Source organism: Vibrio sp. KMM 9700 (assembly GCF_058545285.1).
Window position 1 is genome coordinate 236,318 of sequence record NZ_CM178590.1, and the last position, 18,830, is coordinate 255,147.

The 18,830-nt window shown below is 42.1% G+C and carries 17 protein-coding genes; 2 read left to right on the plus strand and 15 right to left on the minus strand.

All coding sequences use genetic code 11. The annotated features are described in order from the left end of the window. Positions 1–39 precede the first annotated feature (39 nt). From AC2VOY_RS12355 to AC2VOY_RS12420, 14 genes are all read right to left on the minus strand, one after another. Positions 40–1,032: an urease accessory protein UreD gene (locus AC2VOY_RS12355; protein ID WP_491833898.1), complete on the minus strand. Its 993-nt coding sequence runs from the start codon at positions 1,030–1,032 to the stop codon at positions 40–42. 93 nt (positions 1,033–1,125) lie between these two features. Continuing rightward, positions 1,126–1,887, minus strand: coding sequence for an IclR family transcriptional regulator (locus AC2VOY_RS12360; protein ID WP_491834132.1), 762 nt, complete (start codon positions 1,885–1,887; stop codon positions 1,126–1,128). A gap of 149 nt (positions 1,888–2,036) precedes the next feature. Continuing rightward, positions 2,037–3,344, minus strand: coding sequence for a TRAP transporter large permease (locus tag AC2VOY_RS12365; protein ID WP_491833900.1), 1,308 nt, complete (start codon positions 3,342–3,344; stop codon positions 2,037–2,039). 30 nt (positions 3,345–3,374) lie between these two features. After that, the gene (locus tag AC2VOY_RS12370) at positions 3,375–3,884 is read right to left on the minus strand and encodes a TRAP transporter small permease (protein WP_491833902.1); all 510 of its coding nucleotides are present in this window, start codon (positions 3,882–3,884) and stop codon (positions 3,375–3,377) included. Positions 3,885–3,965: 81 nt separating this feature from the next. Further along, positions 3,966–4,946: a TRAP transporter substrate-binding protein gene (locus AC2VOY_RS12375; RefSeq protein WP_491833903.1), complete on the minus strand. Its 981-nt coding sequence runs from the start codon at positions 4,944–4,946 to the stop codon at positions 3,966–3,968. A 38-nt stretch (positions 4,947–4,984) separates the two neighbouring features. Beyond that, positions 4,985–5,824 (minus strand): 5-dehydro-4-deoxy-D-glucuronate isomerase, encoded by an 840-nt coding sequence (kduI, locus tag AC2VOY_RS12380; protein WP_491833905.1) that lies wholly within the window; start codon positions 5,822–5,824, stop codon positions 4,985–4,987. Between the two features lie 205 nt (positions 5,825–6,029). Beyond that, on the minus strand, positions 6,030–7,172 hold the full coding sequence (locus AC2VOY_RS12385) for an iron-containing alcohol dehydrogenase (RefSeq protein ID WP_491833907.1): 1,143 nt from the start codon (positions 7,170–7,172) through the stop codon (positions 6,030–6,032). 151 nt (positions 7,173–7,323) lie between these two features. Beyond that, the gene (gene rhaD, locus AC2VOY_RS12390; protein WP_491833909.1) at positions 7,324–8,148 is read right to left on the minus strand and encodes a rhamnulose-1-phosphate aldolase; all 825 of its coding nucleotides are present in this window, start codon (positions 8,146–8,148) and stop codon (positions 7,324–7,326) included. A 16-nt stretch (positions 8,149–8,164) separates the two neighbouring features. Next, a complete protein-coding gene (gene rhaM, locus AC2VOY_RS12395; protein WP_491833911.1) occupies positions 8,165–8,488 on the minus strand; it encodes an L-rhamnose mutarotase in 324 nt (107 codons plus the stop codon). A gap of 42 nt (positions 8,489–8,530) precedes the next feature. Continuing rightward, complete coding sequence (locus tag AC2VOY_RS12400; protein WP_491833913.1) at positions 8,531–9,790, minus strand: L-rhamnose isomerase; 1,260 nt, start codon at positions 9,788–9,790, stop codon at positions 8,531–8,533. An 11-nt stretch (positions 9,791–9,801) separates the two neighbouring features. Then, positions 9,802–11,268, minus strand: a complete 1,467-nt coding sequence (gene rhaB / locus AC2VOY_RS12405) for a rhamnulokinase (protein WP_491833914.1) — start codon at positions 11,266–11,268, stop codon at positions 9,802–9,804. A 185-nt stretch (positions 11,269–11,453) separates the two neighbouring features. Continuing rightward, positions 11,454–12,842: an ethanolamine permease gene (eat, locus tag AC2VOY_RS12410; protein WP_491833916.1), complete on the minus strand. Its 1,389-nt coding sequence runs from the start codon at positions 12,840–12,842 to the stop codon at positions 11,454–11,456. A 10-nt stretch (positions 12,843–12,852) separates the two neighbouring features. After that, a complete protein-coding gene (gene eutC / locus AC2VOY_RS12415) occupies positions 12,853–13,719 on the minus strand; it encodes an ethanolamine ammonia-lyase subunit EutC (RefSeq protein ID WP_491833918.1) in 867 nt (288 codons plus the stop codon). Beyond that, the gene (locus AC2VOY_RS12420; RefSeq protein WP_491833920.1) at positions 13,716–15,116 is read right to left on the minus strand and encodes an ethanolamine ammonia-lyase subunit EutB; all 1,401 of its coding nucleotides are present in this window, start codon (positions 15,114–15,116) and stop codon (positions 13,716–13,718) included. The genes eutC and AC2VOY_RS12420 overlap by 4 nt, the downstream gene beginning before the upstream one ends. 313 nt (positions 15,117–15,429) lie before the next feature. Between AC2VOY_RS12420 and AC2VOY_RS12425 the strand changes: the two genes are divergently transcribed. Both AC2VOY_RS12425 and AC2VOY_RS12430 read left to right on the plus strand, forming a co-directional pair. Next, positions 15,430–16,386, plus strand: coding sequence for a metallophosphoesterase (locus tag AC2VOY_RS12425; RefSeq protein ID WP_491833922.1), 957 nt, complete (start codon positions 15,430–15,432; stop codon positions 16,384–16,386). Positions 16,387–16,488: 102 nt separating this feature from the next. Next, positions 16,489–17,487 carry a hypothetical protein gene (locus AC2VOY_RS12430; protein WP_491833924.1) on the plus strand — a complete coding sequence of 333 codons (999 nt, stop codon included), beginning with the start codon at positions 16,489–16,491 and terminating at the stop codon, positions 17,485–17,487. A 364-nt stretch (positions 17,488–17,851) separates the two neighbouring features. Here the strand turns inward: AC2VOY_RS12430 and AC2VOY_RS12435 are convergent, their stop codons facing one another. Next, positions 17,852–18,658 (minus strand): helix-turn-helix domain-containing protein, encoded by an 807-nt coding sequence (locus tag AC2VOY_RS12435; protein ID WP_491833926.1) that lies wholly within the window; start codon positions 18,656–18,658, stop codon positions 17,852–17,854. Between the last annotated feature and the right edge of the window lie 172 nt (positions 18,659–18,830).

Here is an 18,830-nt window from a genome sequence, read left to right on the forward strand (position 1 = left end):
TCTTTAATCTAAATAATGCTTTATCTAAAATCAGGCGAGCTAGGTTGCCCAAATTCGTGGAATGTCTGGACTCTCGCCAAACCAATGCATACGAACCGCTTGCCAAATCTGGCAAAATGCTTGCTGCATCGGCTCGCTCCAGTTGCTCCATGCACGAACCACAATTAAACGCTCAATTTTAGTGCAGGATATAACCAATTCGGTGCGTGGTTGCAGAGTTTGAATATCTAAAAGCAAGTTTTGTACCAGTTCAAACTCTTGATCGTCTTTTAGAGTAATAAAAAAGCTTCCAAGCATTTGAAAACCTTGTAGTCCAACCTCGCGCATCAAGGCATCATCGCCCTTGAGGTTTAATTGCTCGGTTAAGATTAATTGTGGGTTTTGCGGATCTTTGGCATCAAAAATTTGTGTTTTGCCTGTCAGTTGTCCGAGCTCGAAGCACTCTTTTAGTGCAGGACGTCCAAAACAGTGCACCTCCCAGCCCAAAAATAGTGCATCGGTTCCAAGGTAAATATGGGTTTCTAAATGCGCTTTGGCATCATTAAAGAAGATATTTTCTTGTGGCAGCCATTCTAAAAAGCTGCCTTGCGCCACAGTTAAATCTTGCACCTGTTTGGAAAAGTGCCCGTTGTGGCGATAAAACTTAGTCGCGCCGGGCGTGGTTACTAGTGCATGCGCACCCGCTTGCGTTTTCGCCGTAATATGCAGCTCATCACCGCCTACCACACCACCTGGTGGGTGCAGCAAATATAAATGGCAAGCACCTGTTTTTTCAGGATAAAATGGACGCTGAACACTTAAAGGGCCAAATTGCTCACGGCGGCTGAGTTTGGTTTTACCCAAAGCACCAGCTTGGTAATAAGCGGCTTGATTTGCCTCTTCAATCTCTGATGAGTCGCTGACTATTTCAGCTGTAGGTATGGCATGTAAACTTGGGCTGAAGGTTAATTTAAGATCAGCCTTCCAGCTTGGTTTTGAAGATGGCGTGACAGGGGAATCGGTAGAAAGGGAAGTTTGAGTTGCAGTGTGCATAGGCGCGTTTTGTCCTTAAATCTAGTGCTATCCATGATTGAATAAACTAATTAAAGCAAGAAACGCGCCAGAGTGTATTAGCTCCTGATAATATTAAAGATCTTGGGATAACGTCTTGGCAAGCTTGATTAACTCACAACGAGTATGTTCAAGATCTTCTGTATGGTGATGCAAAGTTTTTGAATTGAGCGTCATAAACGGAATCGTCACCACGGCAAGAATTTCTTTTAACGCGCCAAAAATCGGCACTGAGATATTCGTTACCCCTGAGATTTGCGGACTTTCTCCAACAAAATAACCCTGCTCGATAATTTTAGTGATTTGTTCGCGCGCATGGGCAACTTCTTCTTGAGTCGCAATATCTTTGTTTATCATGGCTTGGCGCTGCTCTTCTTCCACGAAACTTAACCAAACAAGCCCTGAGCCTGAGGCGCAAACATCTAATTTAGCACCCTCTCGCAAGCTAAAGCCCATTTTGTACGGACTCTTTTGACTTGCAATCACCACCAGCTCACCATTGCTATAACGGCTGATATGACACGATTGATTGACCTTATTGGATAAGCTTTCCATCAAAGGCAGCGCCTTTTTGAGTAGCAGCGCCACGGGAGGATGCTGATTCGATAAGGCAAACATTTTTAACGTGAGGTAATAGCCTGAATTTTCGGCTGAAAGTGCCACATATTGGCGCTCCACAAGCACAGACAACATACGGAATATTTCATTCACGCTGCGATCGAGTCGCTCTGAAATTTGCTTTTTGGTTAAAGGTTGGGAAGATTGAGCGAGTAATTCAAGAATATCTAACCCCTTTTCAAGGGCCGGTGCTCGGTATTGGGTTTTATTGGTTTCCATATTCATTTCACTCTCTAGGACCCAAGCTTTAGGACTTCATAAAAGTAAGGATGATTTATCTTAATCAAGTCACATATAAAATGCTATTAAAAAAGCTTTCCTACGCAGATAAGAAAGCTTTATTGATTATTTTTTATATCCAATCCCGATTACTTAATTAAACCAAGCGATTCAGGAATAAACATAGAGATTGCCGGAATATAAGTCACCATCATTAAAATCAAGAAGATCATTAAGAAAAATGGCAATAAGGTTTTCACCACGTTATCAATACTTATCCCACTCACCTTACAACCAGTAAATAAAATTGGACCAACCGGTGGCGTAATCGTGCCTAATGATAAGTTAAACACCATTAAAATCCCAAAGTGCACAGGATCCATTCCAAAACTCATACAGATAGGCAAGAAAATTGGCGTAAAGATTAACACCGCAGGGGTCGGATCCATAAAGGTACCGACAAAAAGTAAAATCAAGTTAATGATCAGCAAGATAATAATTGGATTATCGGTTAAAGAGAGCAAGGTATCAGCGATCATATCTGGAATTTGAGTAAAAGCCATCACCCAAGACATGATCGAGGATGTTGCGAGCATAAAGATCACAATTGCCGACATTTTTGCAGTATTTAAGAATATTTCAGGCAAAGCTTTTATGCTTAACGAGCGGTAGCACAAGGTTAAAAATAGCGCATAAACTACAGCAATAGCAGAGGCTTCGGTCGCGGTGAAAACGCCGCCCAAAATCCCACCAATGACGACGACAATCAAAGATAAACTTGGGATCGCATCGATTGTGACGCGCAGGCATTCTTTTAAGCTAAGTTTTTGGCTGGAGACATAACCACGACGCTTTGCCATCAGACCAGCAATTAGCATCACCCCTAACCCCCAAAGAATTCCCGGTAAGTAACCGCCGACAAAGAGCGCTGAAATAGAAACGCTGCCGGCAATGGTGGCATATACAATGAGAGTATTGCTCGGAGGGATCAACATACCTGTTGGCGCTGAAGCGATATTGACCGCAGCGCTATAGGCTGGATCATAGCCTTCCTTTTTTTGAATCGGAGACATGATCCCGCCAACCGCCGCTGCCGATGCCACGCCAGAGCCGCTAATCGAGCCAAACAGCATATTTGATACGACATTGGTTTGCGCCAAAGAGCCAGGGAAAAAACCACTGACTAGCTTAGAAAAGTTAATTAAACGAATGGCTATACCGTCATTATTCATGATGTTACCAGCTAAAATAAAAAACGGAATTGCAAGCAGTGCAAAGGAGTCTAAGCCCGTAAACATACGTTGAGCGGAAGTTATCATCGCGCCCTGACCGGGTAAAATCACCATCATTGCTGCAAAAGATGAAATCCCGACACTAATACTAATGGGTGTACCAATAATTAAGAAAAAGAGGACACCACAAAACATCACTAATGATGCAATTACAGCCAAGTCCATAATGAGTCCTTAGTAAGCTTTATGCTTTATTTAAATTGATTTTAATTGTTGAATAAATTTTGCTTGATTATAAATAAAATAAAACAAAATCATGCAGCCACTAATTGGGATCGCAGAATAAATCACGCCCATTGGAATTTGTAACGCTGAGTCCAATTGCCACATTTGACGCACGGTACTGGTATAACCGCCAAAGATCATAATACTTGCGGCAAAGACTAAAATAACTGTCTCGGAAAACATATCGACGATTATTCGTAGCTTAGGTGGGAATTTATCTTTAATAAAAGATATCGACATATGCTCACGTAAACCAAACACATAAGCGCTGCCATAAAAAATAAGCCAGATAAATAAATAGCGGGATAACACCTCACTAATCGCACTTGGACTATTTAATAAATAACGCGAAGCGACTTGATATGTCACCAAACATGTCATTGCCCCCACAATAAAAATACATAAACTTGCGACAATTTTATCGACAATAGTTTTAGACTTTTCCAAAAGATTAAAAAAGCCTGATGTTTGAGTATTCATTTTCACAACCAACCTTAAAAGCTAGTGATCTTGTTTTAGGTTTAAGCCAAAAGACAGATCACCAGCTTTATTTAGTTTAAATTAAGCATCAATAATTTTTTGATAAAGCGCTTTTTGTTCATCTGTTTTTAACATTTCAGACTGAAGCGGTTGGCAGCTTTCTTGGAATGGTTTGATATCAACTTCGTTAAACTTCGCACCTTTTGAAATGGCAAAATTCTTCGCATCTTCAATTTGTGCATTCCAAAGTTTAAACTCTTCAAGCGTGCTCTCTTTGGCTAATTTCTTAAAGCTTGCTTGGTCTTCCTCAGACATGCTAGATAAGAAGTCAGTGCTTACTACTAATAAGTCCGTCACCATTAAATGACGCGTTTCAGAGAAATAAGGTGCAACTTCGTATTGCTTGAGATCTGAATAAGTGATTTCGTTATTTTCAGCGCCATCAAGCACGCCTTGTTGAATGGCACTGTAAACTTCCCCTTGCCCCATTGGCACACCGGTGCCGCCCATGCAAGAGAGCATTTTGATCATCGTATCTGACTGCATCACGCGGATCTTACGCCCTTCCATATCGGCAACGGTATTAATTGGTCCTTCTTTGGTATACATGCTGCGAGCGCCTGCTGTATAAGCGGTTAACACATCAAAACCAAACTTACTGGTTGAGGCAAATAGATCATCTAACATACCAGAAGTAAAGACTTTTTCTTGGTGCTCAGAACTTGAATAAATATATGGTAAACCAATCACTTGGAAGTTTTTATCATAGTTTTCAACGATAGGATTGGCCACCACAGCCATTTGAATCGAGCCATTTTGTACGAGCTCAAGAGCAGAGCGTTGGTCGCCTAATAATTCGTTGGGAAAAATGTTTAGTTTATAGCGGCCATCGGTTGCAGCATCGAGCTTTTTACCAAAATCTTCCAAAGCTTGATATTGCGGGTGTTTATTTGATTGGTTAAACGCCACTTTTAAGGTTGCGGCATTGACCACACCAGAGACTGCGCAAAGCCCACCAATCACGGCACTTAATGTCATCAATTTAAATGTTTTAGTTTTCATGATTCTTCCTTTTTGTGTTCACGTTTTAAAATTAATAATTATTTTAAATTTGGCATTTCAATAAAATCCATGTCGTCAAAGGTTTGGTTCTCACCGACCATTCCCCAAATAAAGCTATAATTTTTCGTGCCACAACCCGAGTGAATTGACCAACTTGGAGACAAGACCAATTGCTTATCTTGCACCACGATATGACGCGTCTGACTTGGTTCGCCCATAAAGTGGAACACCACTTGTGATGGGTCAACGTTAAAATAAAGGTAGGCTTCCATACGGCGTTCATGGGTGTGAGCCGGCATAGTGTTCCACACACTGCCTTCTTTAAGGTGGGTGATGCCCATGCAAAGCTGGCAAGTGTCGACGAGATCAGGATGTAGATACTGAGTTAACAAACGCTCGTTGGCATTGGCTTTGCTGCCTAGCTCAATTTTGTTGGCATCTTGTTTGCGAATAATTTTATCCTCGTAAGCGTGATGCGCCGGCGCACTTAAGCAATAAAACTGAGCAGGATTTTGTGTATCGAGCGAGCGAAAGCGAATATTTTCCTTACCAAGGCCAATATATAACGCATCTTGATTGCCAAGCTCAAAGCTCTCTTGGTTGGTCTCGATGACAGCTGCGCCACCTAGATTAATGATCCCCAACTCACGACGCTGCAAGAAAAAGTCAGTGCCAAAAGCCTTTTTATCAATAAATTCATCAAGCGCAAGCTCACGAGTGGTTGGCGAGACGCCTAAAATCACCAGTCTATCGATATGGGTGTAGACGATTTGTACAGAATCAGCTTGAAACAAATCCTCAGTTAGAAATTCGTCACGTAAACGTTGAGTATCGTATTGACGTGCATCTTGTGGGTTGCTGTTGTAATTAATTTTCATATCCACTCCTTAAGTCTGATCACAGAGTAGATATGAATTCATATTTGATCAAACTAATTCATATATAAGTGAATCATTTTTGCGAGGATGATCGCTATTTTTTTAAACCATCGTTTCTATTTTGCTTTACACATAAAAAAACTTGCCAGATCTGCAGCTGACAAGTTTGGAGATATCACACTATTTGTTAGAGAAAGATAGAAAACTACAGCGCCTGTTTGTACAAGCGAATCACATCCTCTCGCGTCATCGCAACAGGTGCTGCGCCTGCGCAAGGATCAGCCAGCGCATCATCCGCCCAGATTTCAAAATCGGCTTCTGTGACGCCAAATTCAGCAAAACCACTTGGAATATTAACTTCTTTATTTAAATCACGAATAGCCGCTACAGCTGCTTTACTTGCTGTTTCAATATCCATGTCTGAAGTATCAACGCCAAGAGCTAATGCTAATTTTGCAAATTTATCTTGACGCGCTTCACGGTTAAACTCACAAATGATAGGCAGCAAAATTGCATTACAAACGCCATGTGGAAGATCTTTATGCGCCCCAGCAGGGTGAGCCATTGCGTGCACCATACCAAGTCCTGAGCTATTAAACGCAAGCCCTGCAATAAATTGAGCTTGTGCCATCATTTCACGTGCTTCTTTGTCTTGCCCATCATTCACCGCACGAGCAAGCGCTAGTTTAATTAAGCGCACAGCTTCAAACGCACTAAAATCAGTTAAAGTATGAGCACCTGCAGCAACATAAGCTTCAACAGCATGCGTGAGCGCATCAATACCAGTGGCAGCTGTGACAGAGGCAGGAATATTAAGCATGACTGAAGGATCATTAACAGAAATATCAGGAATAATATTATCACTGATAATCACATGCTTGACCTTGGTCGCCGTGTCTGTGATCACCGCATTACTTGTTACTTCTGCGGCAGTTCCTGCAGTCGTATTAATCGCATATAACGGGCAACCAATTTTTTTAACTTGCGCAATACCATTATAATCGGCAATCACACCTGGATTATTTGATAAAATACGCACAGCTTTTGCTGTATCGACAGCACTACCGCCACCAAAACCAATGACAAATTTAGCTTTATCGTCTTTATATTGCTTAAACGCAGCATTCACTACATTTGTATCAGGGTTTGGCTTCACATCTTTAAATAAGCTTAAATTTAAATCTGAATCGATTAACTTTTTATAAAAGCCAAGCTCAACCATTGCCGGATCGCAGACAAGTAAGCCTTTATCTGTACCATGAATATCAATAAGCTGATCGACTAATGCTTCAATTGCACCAAAACCAGCTAAGTTTACTTTTGGAAAAGAAAGTTTAAATACTGACATAATTGTCCCCTATATTTTTTATAAATGATATGAATCTATTTCAAATATCACTACGTAGAGATATATTTGAAATAGAAGCAGAGCTGATAATAATTAGACTAAAAGAAAATAGCGTCTGAATAAATCTGGACGCTATTTTCTATATTAAAACTTAAAGCCCGAAGGTCTCTTTAAGTTTTTGCATATTTTCTACGCTGACCCCTTCTGGCTCAAAACCGCTTGCAAGGCACATTAAAAATAGCTTCGCACCTTTATTTGCAACATCAATAAAATCAAAGGCAACAAGTGCGTCTGGGCCAGTTGCCACTGCGCCATGTTTTTCCCAAATAGCGACATCATGCTCCGCAAGTTTTTCTTTCGTGCCTTCTGCCATCGTTTTACTACCTGGCATGCAATATGGGACAATGCCAATTCCACGCGGCACAAATGCGCGCACTTCAGGGATCATCTGCCAGCATGCATGCGTATAAGCGGTATCATCATGGGCGTATTTTGGATGATGTGATAAAGCAATTAATTCAATTGGATGGGTGTGCACTACGCAGCGATCTTGACTGCCTGCTTGTTGCTTTTGAATAATGATCTCAACATGCGAGATGAATTCACTTGTTGGCGCATAATCCGCCTCACCACGACCACCCCACAGAATATGGTAACCTTTGGCTTCATCATCAATACGCAGTACGCAACCTGCAAGTTCAGGCGTTTCTAATTCACGGATACGCTCGCCTGTACCTTTGACAAAAAAGATATGCCCAGCGGCAGCACTTGGAAAGCTATCATCGCCAATCATAGATAACTCACAATGTGGGAACTGATTCAAATCTTGGTTAAATTCACCAAAAATATCTGTTAAATCAACCGAGATATTACCACCGTTACGCTCTGCCCATTCACGCTGCCATAGGTATTGAGCTGCTTCAGAGACTTTCGCAATCTCTCGGCGCACAGCTTCATTTAATTCAACTTGTTTCATAATTTATTCCTTGCCGTTAAGTCATATAGAAAGTTGGTTTTAGATCAATGCTTTGTGGGGACATATCTGGGTTCGTTTGCATAATATCCCCCATGTATTTCCACCATTTTTGGCATACCTCACTTTGGCTAACCTCGGCCCAAGTCGCCTCATCTTTCACTTCTACATAACCAAATAATTGATGCGTTTGTGGGTGAAAGAAAATCGAATAATTTTGTCCACCTTTGGCCTTCAAAAGTGCGAGCATTTCTGGCCAAACTTCATCATGACGTTTGATATACTCATCAACCTTGCCTTCATCAAGCTGCATTACAAATGCTTTACGGATCACTTCAGTCATCTTTTCACCCATTTAAATTTTCATAAATACCACAAACTAATATTAACGTTTAATTAATACTGCTTCTTCGTAATGACGGATATCTTCCAGCCAATCTTGGCCCACTGGCGCCCCTTGCTGCATGCAATAATAATCCCAAACAGCAGCCCAAGGTGTTGAGTGACCTTCTTCCATCAATGCAAGACGAGTCGTGTAGTCACCGCTATCTTCTGCCGCTTTTAGGCGATCCACTGGCTCAAGCATGGCTTTTAGTAGTGCTTTACGCATATTACGTGTGCCGATAACCCAAGCTGCGATACGGTTGATGGATGCATCAAAGAAATCTAAACCAATATTGACGCGGTCAAATAAGTCATTACGTACAATTTCGCTCGCGATAGCTTGTGTTTCAGTATCAAACGACACCACATGATCACTGTCCCAACGCATTGGGCGTGTCACGTGCAAGATGAACTCATCGACATATAAAGAACATGCTGAAATCTTATCGCTGATCACCTCTGTTGGATGGAAGTGGCCAGCATCAAGACAAAGTAAAATGTCACGGCTTGCTGCGTAGCCCATATAGAACTCGTTGCTACCAACGGTATAAGCTTCTGCGCCTATCCCGAATAATTTAGATTCAACAGCATCTTTATGATATTTAGTGTCAATTTTTTCACTGATAATCTCATCAAGTGACTCTTGCAGACGTTTACGTGGACCTAAACGGTCAACTGGCATATCTTTCATGCCATCTGGCACCCAAATATTCATTACTGATGGCGTGCCCAGTTCACGACCAAAATACTCAGAAATTTTACGGCTCGCCTTACAATGCTCAATCCAAAAATCACGCACTGCTTTGTCTGGATGTGAAAGCGTCATACCATCTGCGCTTTTATCATGTGAGAAACATGATGGGTTAAAATCTAATCCCACTTTATTTTCTTTCGCCCATGCCACCCATTTTGCAAAGTGCTCAGGTTTAATTTGGTCGCGTTCAACTGGCGTGTCAGATTCAAGATAAATCGCGTGTAAGTTCAAACGCTTCGCACCCGGAATCAAAGAAAATGCTAAATCAATATCTTGACGTAAGTCTTCACCATTGCGCGCACGGCCAACATAGTTCCCTGTTGCTTGGATGCCACCACTTAGCTCTTGATCTGGGTTTTCAAAACCACGAACATCATCCCCTTGCCAGCAGTGCACTGAAATTGGCACTTCATTAAGTTTTGCAAGGACAGCTTCCGTGTCGACGCCTATTTCTTTAAACTGAGCTTGCGCGATTTCGTATGCTTGTTTAATTTGATTTTCTTTCATAGCGTTAAACCTTATTTAGATAGAAGTGCATCGAATCGCGATACAACTTGTGATAAATGAGAAATGTTTTTGGGTTGATACGTATCAATTTCAAAAGACTGACGTAAAATTTTGCGCCCTTCATTGATATCTTTAATTTCGCCAAGAGCAATAAACTGACCGACTAAATTGCCCAAAGCAGATGCCTCGGTTGGGTTGGCGCATACCTTGATTTGGCACACGTCAGCTGTGAGTTGATTTAAAAATTTGTTATTTGCACCACCGCCAATAATATGTAGCTCAGTCAATGTTTGTGGCGCAATCGACTGCAGCATTGCAAATGTTTTGGCATAACGCAGCGCCAAGCTGTCATAAATGCAGCGCACCACTTGGCCTAAGTTTTCAGGCACCTGTGTCGCACTTTCACGACAGGCTGCAATAATTTCTGCTTGCATATCTTGCGGGTTTAAAAAACGAGGATCGTCTGGATTTATCAAGCACTTAAAAGGCTCTTCTTGCTCAGCTAACGCCACTAAATCTGCAAAACTATACTCAGGATGTGCTTTGCGTACTTCTTGCACCAACCACAACCCCATGATGTTTTTTAAGATTCGATAACGCCCTTCAGCGCCACCTTCATGAGTAATTTCAAGTTCGGTGGTTTGCGGATTAATTAAAGGCTTAAATGACTCTATCCCCATCAATGACCAAGTGCCTGAGCTTAAATAAGCCACATGTTGGCCTGCAAGCGGCGCGCCGGCGACAGCAGAAGCAGTATCATGACTTGGCACGGATGCAAGCGGGATAGATTGGCCTTTAACTTGATATTCACCAATAATTTGATTTGGCATTTGAACATCCAAAAGCCAGTGATCTGGAATGTCTAATTGCTTGAGAATGGTTTGATCCCAAGTTTTAGTTTGGCAATCAAGCAGCCCAGAGGTCGATGCATTGGTATATTCACAATGCTTCACTCCAGACAGGCGATAATTTAAGTAATCAGGAATAAATAGCAGCGTTTGAGCTTGTGATAGATAACTTGGTTTTTCTTCAAGTAAGGCTTTTAATTGATAGATAGTATTAAATGGTAAAAACTGTAACCCAGTTCGCTGATACAATTCATGACGCGACATATTTTGCGCAAATACTTTTTCCATCATGCCTTGAGTGCGTGCATCACGGTAAGACACAAACTCACCTAACGCTTCACCTTCTTGATTTAAAAGTACAAAATCGACGCCCCAGCCATCAATCGCAAGACATTTTGGTTCAATACCTTGCATCAGCGCTTTGTCGATACCTTTTTTAATTTCAGCAAGTAAGCCTTCAATATTCCAACAATCCTTGCCATTATGAGATTCAATGCCGTTATAAAAGCGGTGCACTTCTTTTAACGTTATTTTCTTATCTTGCTGTAATCTGGTTGGATTTTCTAAACAACCCAGGATCACGCGACCACTGGATGCGCCGAGATCAACGGCTAAGACTTGAGTATTCATAAGCTCTCACTTGCTTGATAGTACGTCTGAAAAATATGGATTTATTTTTTCATGACGTCGCAAGTAAAACCTTAAAAGGTATGCCAATTTTTGAAAGCATGTGTCTGATTTGACAAGATAAGCTGCGTGAGATCACAAAATGCAGCTCATCTTTTTATTGAGGATGGAGAATGAATAAGAAGTGATTAAGCGGATTCTAACTCTTGCTCAGCGCGTGATAACAGAGCAAATTCTTCTTTTGCTGTTTTCGCTACTAAGTGGTGGCGACTATAAACAAGATAGTAAGCTATACCTACGGCAAATAAAACCATAGTGGAAACAAAGGCTTTCACATCATAAGCATACACCCCAGTTAAAGCGATAAGCGAGAGTACAAAGGCAATCCCAGAAGTCAGTATGCCACCCGGTGTTTTATATGGGCGAGGCAAATCTGGTTGCTTGATGCGTAATAAAATATGGCTCAGTGACATCATGGCATACGAGATTGTGGCCCCCACAACCGCCATCGCTAAGATAAAGTCGCCTTCCCCGCTTAAAGACACGATAAAACCTAAAATTCCAGGATAAATCAAGGCTCGAACTGGCACTTTGCGCTTGCTAGTTAAAGATAAGTCCTGCGGAAGATAGCCAGCTCTTGACAAGGCAAAAACTAGACGGCTATAGCCATAAATAATTGAGAAGAAAGAAGCAATCAGCCCAGCTAAACCTAATAGGTTAATCAAAATTGCGACTTCAGAATGTCCAGTTAGGTTTAGTGCATCAACCAAAGGCACGGCGCTTGCACCAATCACATCTGCGCCAACTGCGCCACTTAATAACACCACTACAAGCACTGCGGTTAAGATTAAAAATAGCATGGCAGCGATGATCCCTTTTGGCACATCTTTGGCTGGATTTTTGGCTTCTTCTGCGGCAAGTGGCACGCCTTCAACAGCTAAGAATAACCACATCGCAAATGGTAATGCCGCCCACACGCCATAATATCCCATAGGTAAGAAACTGCTTTGCTCCGGCTGCGCTGCAACGCTAAATAGAAGATCTGAATTAAATTCAGGTACGAGTACCACTGCCGTAAGAATGATAGCAAAAACAGCCAATGCGCTGATCACCATCATCAATTTCATTGCCTCACCTGCGCCATACGCATGGATGCCAATAAAAGCTATATAGAAAAGTGCATACACAAATGGCCCATCAATGCCGACTAATTCATTCACTGCTGAGCCAATAAATATCACGATTGCAGCTGGCGCTAAGGAGTATTCAATTAATACCGCAAGCCCCGTTAAATACCCCCCTAATGGCCCCATCACTTGGCGAGCAAAACTATAACCCCCGCCCGCTGCAGGAATTGCGGCTGACATTTCAGCTAAGGATAAAACTAAAGTGAAATACATCAAGCCCATTAAGAGCGCAGCAATCACAAACCCGCCCCAGCCCGCTTGAGCAATCCCAAAGTTCCATCCTGCAAAATCACCAGAGATCACAAATGAAACCCCAAGCCCTGCGAGCATTAACCACCCTGCAGTGCCTTTTTTGAGCTGTCTTTTCTCTAAATATGTTTGGTCTGACATGTTAATTTCCCTATCTATTTGTTAGACAAAAAGTTTGTGTTTGACGTGAGATCTGCGTGGGCGAATCGGATGCTGGCAAACTTGGCGCAACAGATTCGGCGCGATCTTTAACTGCTATGCCTGAAATATCTAATCGTTTCGATTCTTCAAGCAGATACAAGCATTTATTCACCGCATCCACATAACTCAAGCCTTCAAGTCGGATATTTGAAATGCAGTTCCGTCTTGCATCTTCAATACCCACTTTTGGCGCCCATGTTAAATACAGTCCCATACTATCTGGCGAACTCAGTCCCGGACGTTCCCCAATAAGCATGATCACGGCTTTAGCATCTTGCATCACTGCAATTTCATCCCCGATTGCCACTCGCCCTTGCGCTACCACTGACAGCGGCGCGATATGCAGGTTTTTCTCTTTAGCTTGCTGCATAAAGGTTTGTAAAAACGGCGCGGCATTTTTTGCAATCGCATACGAAGACAAACCATCTGCCACCACAAACGCCAAATCATACTGACCCTTATGATCGCGCTTTAGTTGATGGCGGCTTTTCTCATCTAAACGGCGACCTAAATCAGGGCGTTGTAAATATTCAAATCTATCTTTGACTTGGCTATGCAGTTTATACGCAGGTAATAGTCGCTCAAGCTCTGGCAAATTAGCGCACTGTTCAAGAAAAGCATCAACATCTAAGCCATGATGCACAGCGTCCATTGCCTTAGCATGTGCGAGTTGAAATTTTAATAACTCATCGGTTGGGGTGCTTGAGCCAGCGCGTCCAATCGCAATCCGCGCTTGAGTAAACTGGCGTAACTTTTGCCACGGATCTGGCTTTACATTTTGTTTAGAAGAATGGCTAGTAATTGAAATCACACTCATGATGCCTCCGAAATATTACGCAGCGGCGCAGCAAGCGCTTGGGATAGGTTTTCACTTAATTGAGTCGAGAGATCATCTGGCACAATTTGCATTTGTTTCAGCCAAGCATCAAACTCAGGCGCAGGACGTAAACCTAGAACTTGTCTCGCATAAAGCGCATCATGAAAAGAAGTGGTTTGATAATTGAGCATGATGTCATCTGAGCCTGGGATCCCCATAATAAACGAGCACTCGGCAACACCAAGTAAGGTCAACAAAGTGTCCATATCATTTTGATCGGCAAAGGCATGGTTGGTATAGCAAATATCACACCCCATCGGCAGACCAAGTAACTTACCGCAGAAATGATCTTCAAGCCCTGCGCGTATGATTTGCTTGCCATCAAAGAGGTATTCTGGGCCGATAAACCCAACCACAGTGTTGACCAATAGCGGCTTAAATTTACGCGCAACGGCGTAAGATCGCGCTTCACAAGTTTGCTGATCTAAGCCATGATGCCCGTTGGCAGATAAAGCGCTGCCTTGACCGGTTTCAAAATACATCAGGTTTTGCCCAAGCGTGCCACGATTAAGCGATAAACCCGCTTGATAAGCTTCTTCGATTAAAGCTAAATTGATCCCAAAGCCTTGGTTGGTGACCTCAGTGCCACCAATGGATTGGAAAATTAAATCAACCGGTGCGCCAAGTTCAATCGCCTCTAATGTATTCGTAATATGCGTGAGTACGCAAGATTGGGTTGGGATCTGATATTCTTGGATCACATCATCCATTAAATGCATCAGCTTAACTGCTTGCGCGACACTATCGGTTGCAGGGTTAATTCCAATCACGGCATCGCCATTTGCATACAACAGACCATCGAAAATAGAAGCAGCAATGCCGCTCGCATCATCCGTTGGGTGGTTGGGTTGCAGACGCGTGGATAAGTGACCTTTTAAACCTATGGTATTTCTAAACTGGGTAACAACAAGGCATTTCTTAGCCACTAATATCAGATCTTGATTACGCATAATTTTGCACACAGCAGCGACCATTTCGGGCGTCAGCCCTGCTTGAATACGCGTGAGCTCAACGCTTGTCGTGGTTTCAAGCAATAACCAATTTCGAAAATCACCCACAGTAAAATGCGCGATTTCAAGAAATGCTGTGCTTGAATGCTCATCTAAAATAAGGCGCGTGATTTCATCGCTTTCATAGGGGATCAAGGGGTCATTTAAAAAGGTGGTAAGTGGCAATTCAGCGAGCGCCATTTGCGCCACGGCTCTTTCCTGCGCAGAGCTTGCGGCAACACCTGCCAGTTCATCCCCACTACGTTGCGGCGTCGCCTTTGCCATTAATTCGGCAAGGCTTTTAAATGTATAAGTGTGCGAGCCTTGTTGGTAACGATAGCTTGGCATGGATTATCCTTAGTTAAAATTTTTCTTACTAAGAAAGCATAAGCAGCAATCGTGCCAAAAACCAGCGTATAAAAGACGAGCAAATCACTCAAAATTCAAGCTATATTGTTAAGTATATGTTACCTATATTTAAAATTTACTTTAACCTTCAAAATTAATATTCCAAATTGGTGCATTTAATTTTTGACGCACCATTTCTGTGCAAATAAATGTGCACAGCATGTCACAATTTCTTCATCTAAATCCACAGAATATGTCATAAAAAGTCGATACAGTTCGCATCTTTATCCGCACTTTGTACAAGGATCTACGCATGCAAACATCTTATTTTAATCCCAGCCGTCGCCAATTTATCAAACAAGGCAGTATTCTTGCTGGCGCAACTGCGCTGCTTAGTGCCTGCGGGGGCAATGGTCCAAAATATGATTTTAATGGCGCAACCAATAGCCAGAATTTTCAAGTCGCTATTTTAGGGGATGTGCATTTCCATGATATTTTTGGCAACTATGAGTTTACTGGCAATGATGTGAGCATTCGCTCAATGCAAGATAGCGTCGAAAGCACACGCATGTTTAATGAAAACTACTTTGCATTTAAGCAAGCACTTGCTGACATTCAAGCCCAAGGTATTTCATTGGTGGTCTTAGTTGGGGATATGTCAGATGATGGACAAGTTGCCACAATCGACGGGCTGGCTGCATTTTTAGAACCTTATAAAGCGCAAGGCATGCAATTTTTTATCACCAACGGCAATCATGATCCAAACGCCCCTTTTGGTAAAAACCAGAGTAAACGCTTCCTGAACTCAGATGGCTCAACCACAACTGTTACCTCTGACGAAAATACCGATCCAAGCGAGCCCAATACCCTCATCACACAAAAAATGTGGGGGCTTGGCTACGAAGGTTTGTTTGAACGCCTAGGCAAGTGCGGCTTTATGCCTCAAGATTCTTATCTGCATTATGAAACCCCATGGGGCAGCACGGATATTGACAAACGTGGCAAACAAATGTCATCCCTTGATGGTGAAGCCTCGCACTGGTGCCATGATTCAAGCTACTTAGTCGAGCCAGTCGAAGGTTTATGGATTGCAAGTGTCGACACCAATGTACACAATCCAATTACTGGCGCAGATATTGACCTGTGCGCAGAAAAAACAGGTGAGAACTGGGAATCCAATGCCAAAGGCTACGAAGAAGCGAAAACCTATAAAGCAGAATTATTTGATTGGCTCACCGATGTCACCGCACGTGCTGAGCAAGAAGGTTAGTGCTTACTTGTTTTCTCACATTACCCTGCTGTGGAGTATTTAAACTACTCTGCCGATGATTTTTATTATCTTTTCGATGATAGTTCTTATAATCATAAGCGCGTGCCATCAGATGACACAGCGCAGCAAGTGCGCGCAACTGGTGTGCGTTTAAATATCGCAGGTCACATTCATATTAGTGATACGGCGCGTCATGTTTCGCCAAATGGTGACGTGCTATTTAATGTGCAAGCCCCATCACTGGCGGCTTATATTCCTGCATACAAAGTTGTGAAGTTTAATAACCGAGATGAAGTTGAGATCACAACTCATACTTTAGATGAGGTTGCGGACTTTGATTCACTTTTCCCTTATTACCAAGCCGAGCTTGAATATAGAAAAGCACAAGGTGAAGATGTGGCATGGGAAGATATTTTAACGGCGACTAACTATCGTGAGATGATGTTCAAGCATTTGATTATTTTAAATAATATCCGCACCTCTGAAAAATGGGGACAAGATATTAAAACCATGTATGACAACAAATTGCCACTTAAAGCCGTCATGCTTGCGGGTGAGTTGAAAGCGTTAAGTGATGAAGAATTAGTCGCTTTTGTTAACGCTGAAGATTTAAGCTCAGATCAAGCCATGCTAGATGTCTTGACTAGCATTAATGCCAACCTTGATGCCTATGGTGCGCTCGATACTGTTAATGCTTTCTTAACTCAGTTTAGCTTGCCAGAGTCGGAGCTCAATAGCCGTAATTTTGCGGATTATTGTGATGATATGCTGCATATGCGCTCAGGGGATGAAGATGCGATTGCTGATATTGGTGAGTCGAACGTGATTGTTTATGCTGTGGTCAGTGAGTTTTTTAACCGCTTTGATCTTGACGGTGACTTAACCCAATCAAGTGGGGAAGATTACTTAGGTGGTGATCCAAGCCACGGCAGTGATATTGATGCCCTCACCACTGCCGCGCTGCAAACCCGTCTCGCTGCTTTTGCGCGTGTCTATTATCACTTTATCACTGCGCAACCTTCGAAACATTTTGTGCTGGATTTGGCAAACGGGACATCACAAGATTTATGGGGTGGCAATATTTTACGTGATTATGCGTAAGCACCTCTAAAAATCCAAAAGCCCTAAAACCCAAAACCCCCTAAGCAACTTGCATCACTTAGGGGGTTTCTTCAAGGGTGACCGAGTTTATTTCGCTAGCCAAGTCTTTAAATCAATAGACAAAACTTGCGATATATCCCAGTTCTATTTTTGCTTCACGTTGTTATTCTTTTTCGTCACAGCTGATCTGCACCTTGGCAAGCTCAGAAAAGTTCAAACCTTCGTTTTAAAATGTTTTTATAGAGTGTTTAAAGATTCTAAACTTCTGTGAACGGAAATGAGTATATGCTGCTTTATTTTTTTCGCCCAGTTAAATAAATACCTAGATCTCAAAAAGATCCAAAATGAGATCCAAACCGATGAATTATCTAAAATCTGACGGCGTTCTGTTGGTGAACTGTTTAAATTTCGTACTAAAATAGTTGCTATCTTTATAACCAACCTGAAAAGCTATCTCTGTGATAGAGTCTTCTGAGTATTGTAATTTGTTCATCGCTTGGTTGATTCGCACGCGGTGCACATAATTATTTAAAGATAAGTTAGTCATTTGCTTCATTTTTCGACTTAAAGTGCGCGAGGAAACTTGAAACTGCTCGGATAAATCCGCCACACTGATATCTTGATCATAATGATGAGCGATCCAATCTAAGATCTGCAAGATCACATTCTCATGATCTGCTTTCGCTTGATGCGTTAAACGACCACGCGAAATCTCCACTACTAATTGCTGAAATAGCGCTTCTTTCATTAACTTAGATTCAATGCCCATTTGCTTATTTTCTTGATCCATTTGTGCAATCAAGTGGCTGATCCGCCCCATCGCATTGGTCGTCACAAACCAGTGATTAAAGGCGTCATCATCTTTAGGTAAGAGTTCTTTTAGAATGGGGCCTGCGCTAAGTTTATCTTTCTTAAACAATATATTAGTAAGAAAAAGGCCTTCGGAAGATTCAAATAAATGCCTATCGCGTGGTGAGATAAAGCAGATCAGGTTTTGTGATAAATTCATCGGGACATCATTGAGCACATGCTGCCCTGCCCCTTTGGAAACCACCACTAATTCATGAAAGTCATGACTATGCTCAGGAAAGTCCTGTTGCGGTGCACGCACTTCCGTCCAGATCGCCGCTTCATTTTTAAAAAACTCTTCACTATTTAATTGAAACATCATTTTATTATCCAGAATGAACCCTAGATAAGATAGGTAAGTTATAACAATTAAACAAGTGAACGAAATCAATATATCCTTAAATTTCATGAGATTTCGACAATTTTGTGATGCCCCTCTGAAAAACAACAAAGCCCATGCGATATACGTCTTATCGCACAGGCTTATGTTTACT

Bases quoted from the DNA above. Each gene is read 5' to 3' on its own strand.
- rhaD (WP_491833909.1), bottom strand. From the start codon at position 8,148: ATGAAACAAGTTGAATTAAATGAAGCTGTGCGCCGAGAGATTGCGAAA.
- rhaB (WP_491833914.1), bottom strand. From the start codon at position 11,268: ATGAATACTCAAGTCTTAGCCGTTGATCTCGGCGCATCCAGTGGTCGC.
- AC2VOY_RS12360 (WP_491834132.1), bottom strand. From the start codon at position 1,887: ATGGAAACCAATAAAACCCAATACCGAGCACCGGCCCTTGAAAAGGGG.
- AC2VOY_RS12400 (WP_491833913.1), bottom strand. From the start codon at position 9,790: ATGAAAGAAAATCAAATTAAACAAGCATACGAAATCGCGCAAGCTCAG.
- AC2VOY_RS12370 (WP_491833902.1), bottom strand. From the start codon at position 3,884: ATGAATACTCAAACATCAGGCTTTTTTAATCTTTTGGAAAAGTCTAAA.
- AC2VOY_RS12375 (WP_491833903.1), bottom strand. From the start codon at position 4,946: ATGAAAACTAAAACATTTAAATTGATGACATTAAGTGCCGTGATTGGT.
- eat (WP_491833916.1), bottom strand. From the start codon at position 12,842: ATGTCAGACCAAACATATTTAGAGAAAAGACAGCTCAAAAAAGGCACT.
- AC2VOY_RS12365 (WP_491833900.1), bottom strand. From the start codon at position 3,344: ATGGACTTGGCTGTAATTGCATCATTAGTGATGTTTTGTGGTGTCCTC.
- AC2VOY_RS12435 (WP_491833926.1), bottom strand. From the start codon at position 18,658: ATGATGTTTCAATTAAATAGTGAAGAGTTTTTTAAAAATGAAGCGGCG.
- eutC (WP_491833918.1), bottom strand. From the start codon at position 13,719: ATGAGTGTGATTTCAATTACTAGCCATTCTTCTAAACAAAATGTAAAG.
- AC2VOY_RS12425 (WP_491833922.1), top strand. From the start codon at position 15,430: ATGCAAACATCTTATTTTAATCCCAGCCGTCGCCAATTTATCAAACAA.
- kduI (WP_491833905.1), bottom strand. From the start codon at position 5,824: ATGAAAATTAATTACAACAGCAACCCACAAGATGCACGTCAATACGAT.
- rhaM (WP_491833911.1), bottom strand. From the start codon at position 8,488: ATGACTGAAGTGATCCGTAAAGCATTTGTAATGCAGCTTGATGAAGGC.
- AC2VOY_RS12385 (WP_491833907.1), bottom strand. From the start codon at position 7,172: ATGTCAGTATTTAAACTTTCTTTTCCAAAAGTAAACTTAGCTGGTTTT.
- AC2VOY_RS12420 (WP_491833920.1), bottom strand. From the start codon at position 15,116: ATGCCAAGCTATCGTTACCAACAAGGCTCGCACACTTATACATTTAAA.
- AC2VOY_RS12355 (WP_491833898.1), bottom strand. From the start codon at position 1,032: ATGCACACTGCAACTCAAACTTCCCTTTCTACCGATTCCCCTGTCACG.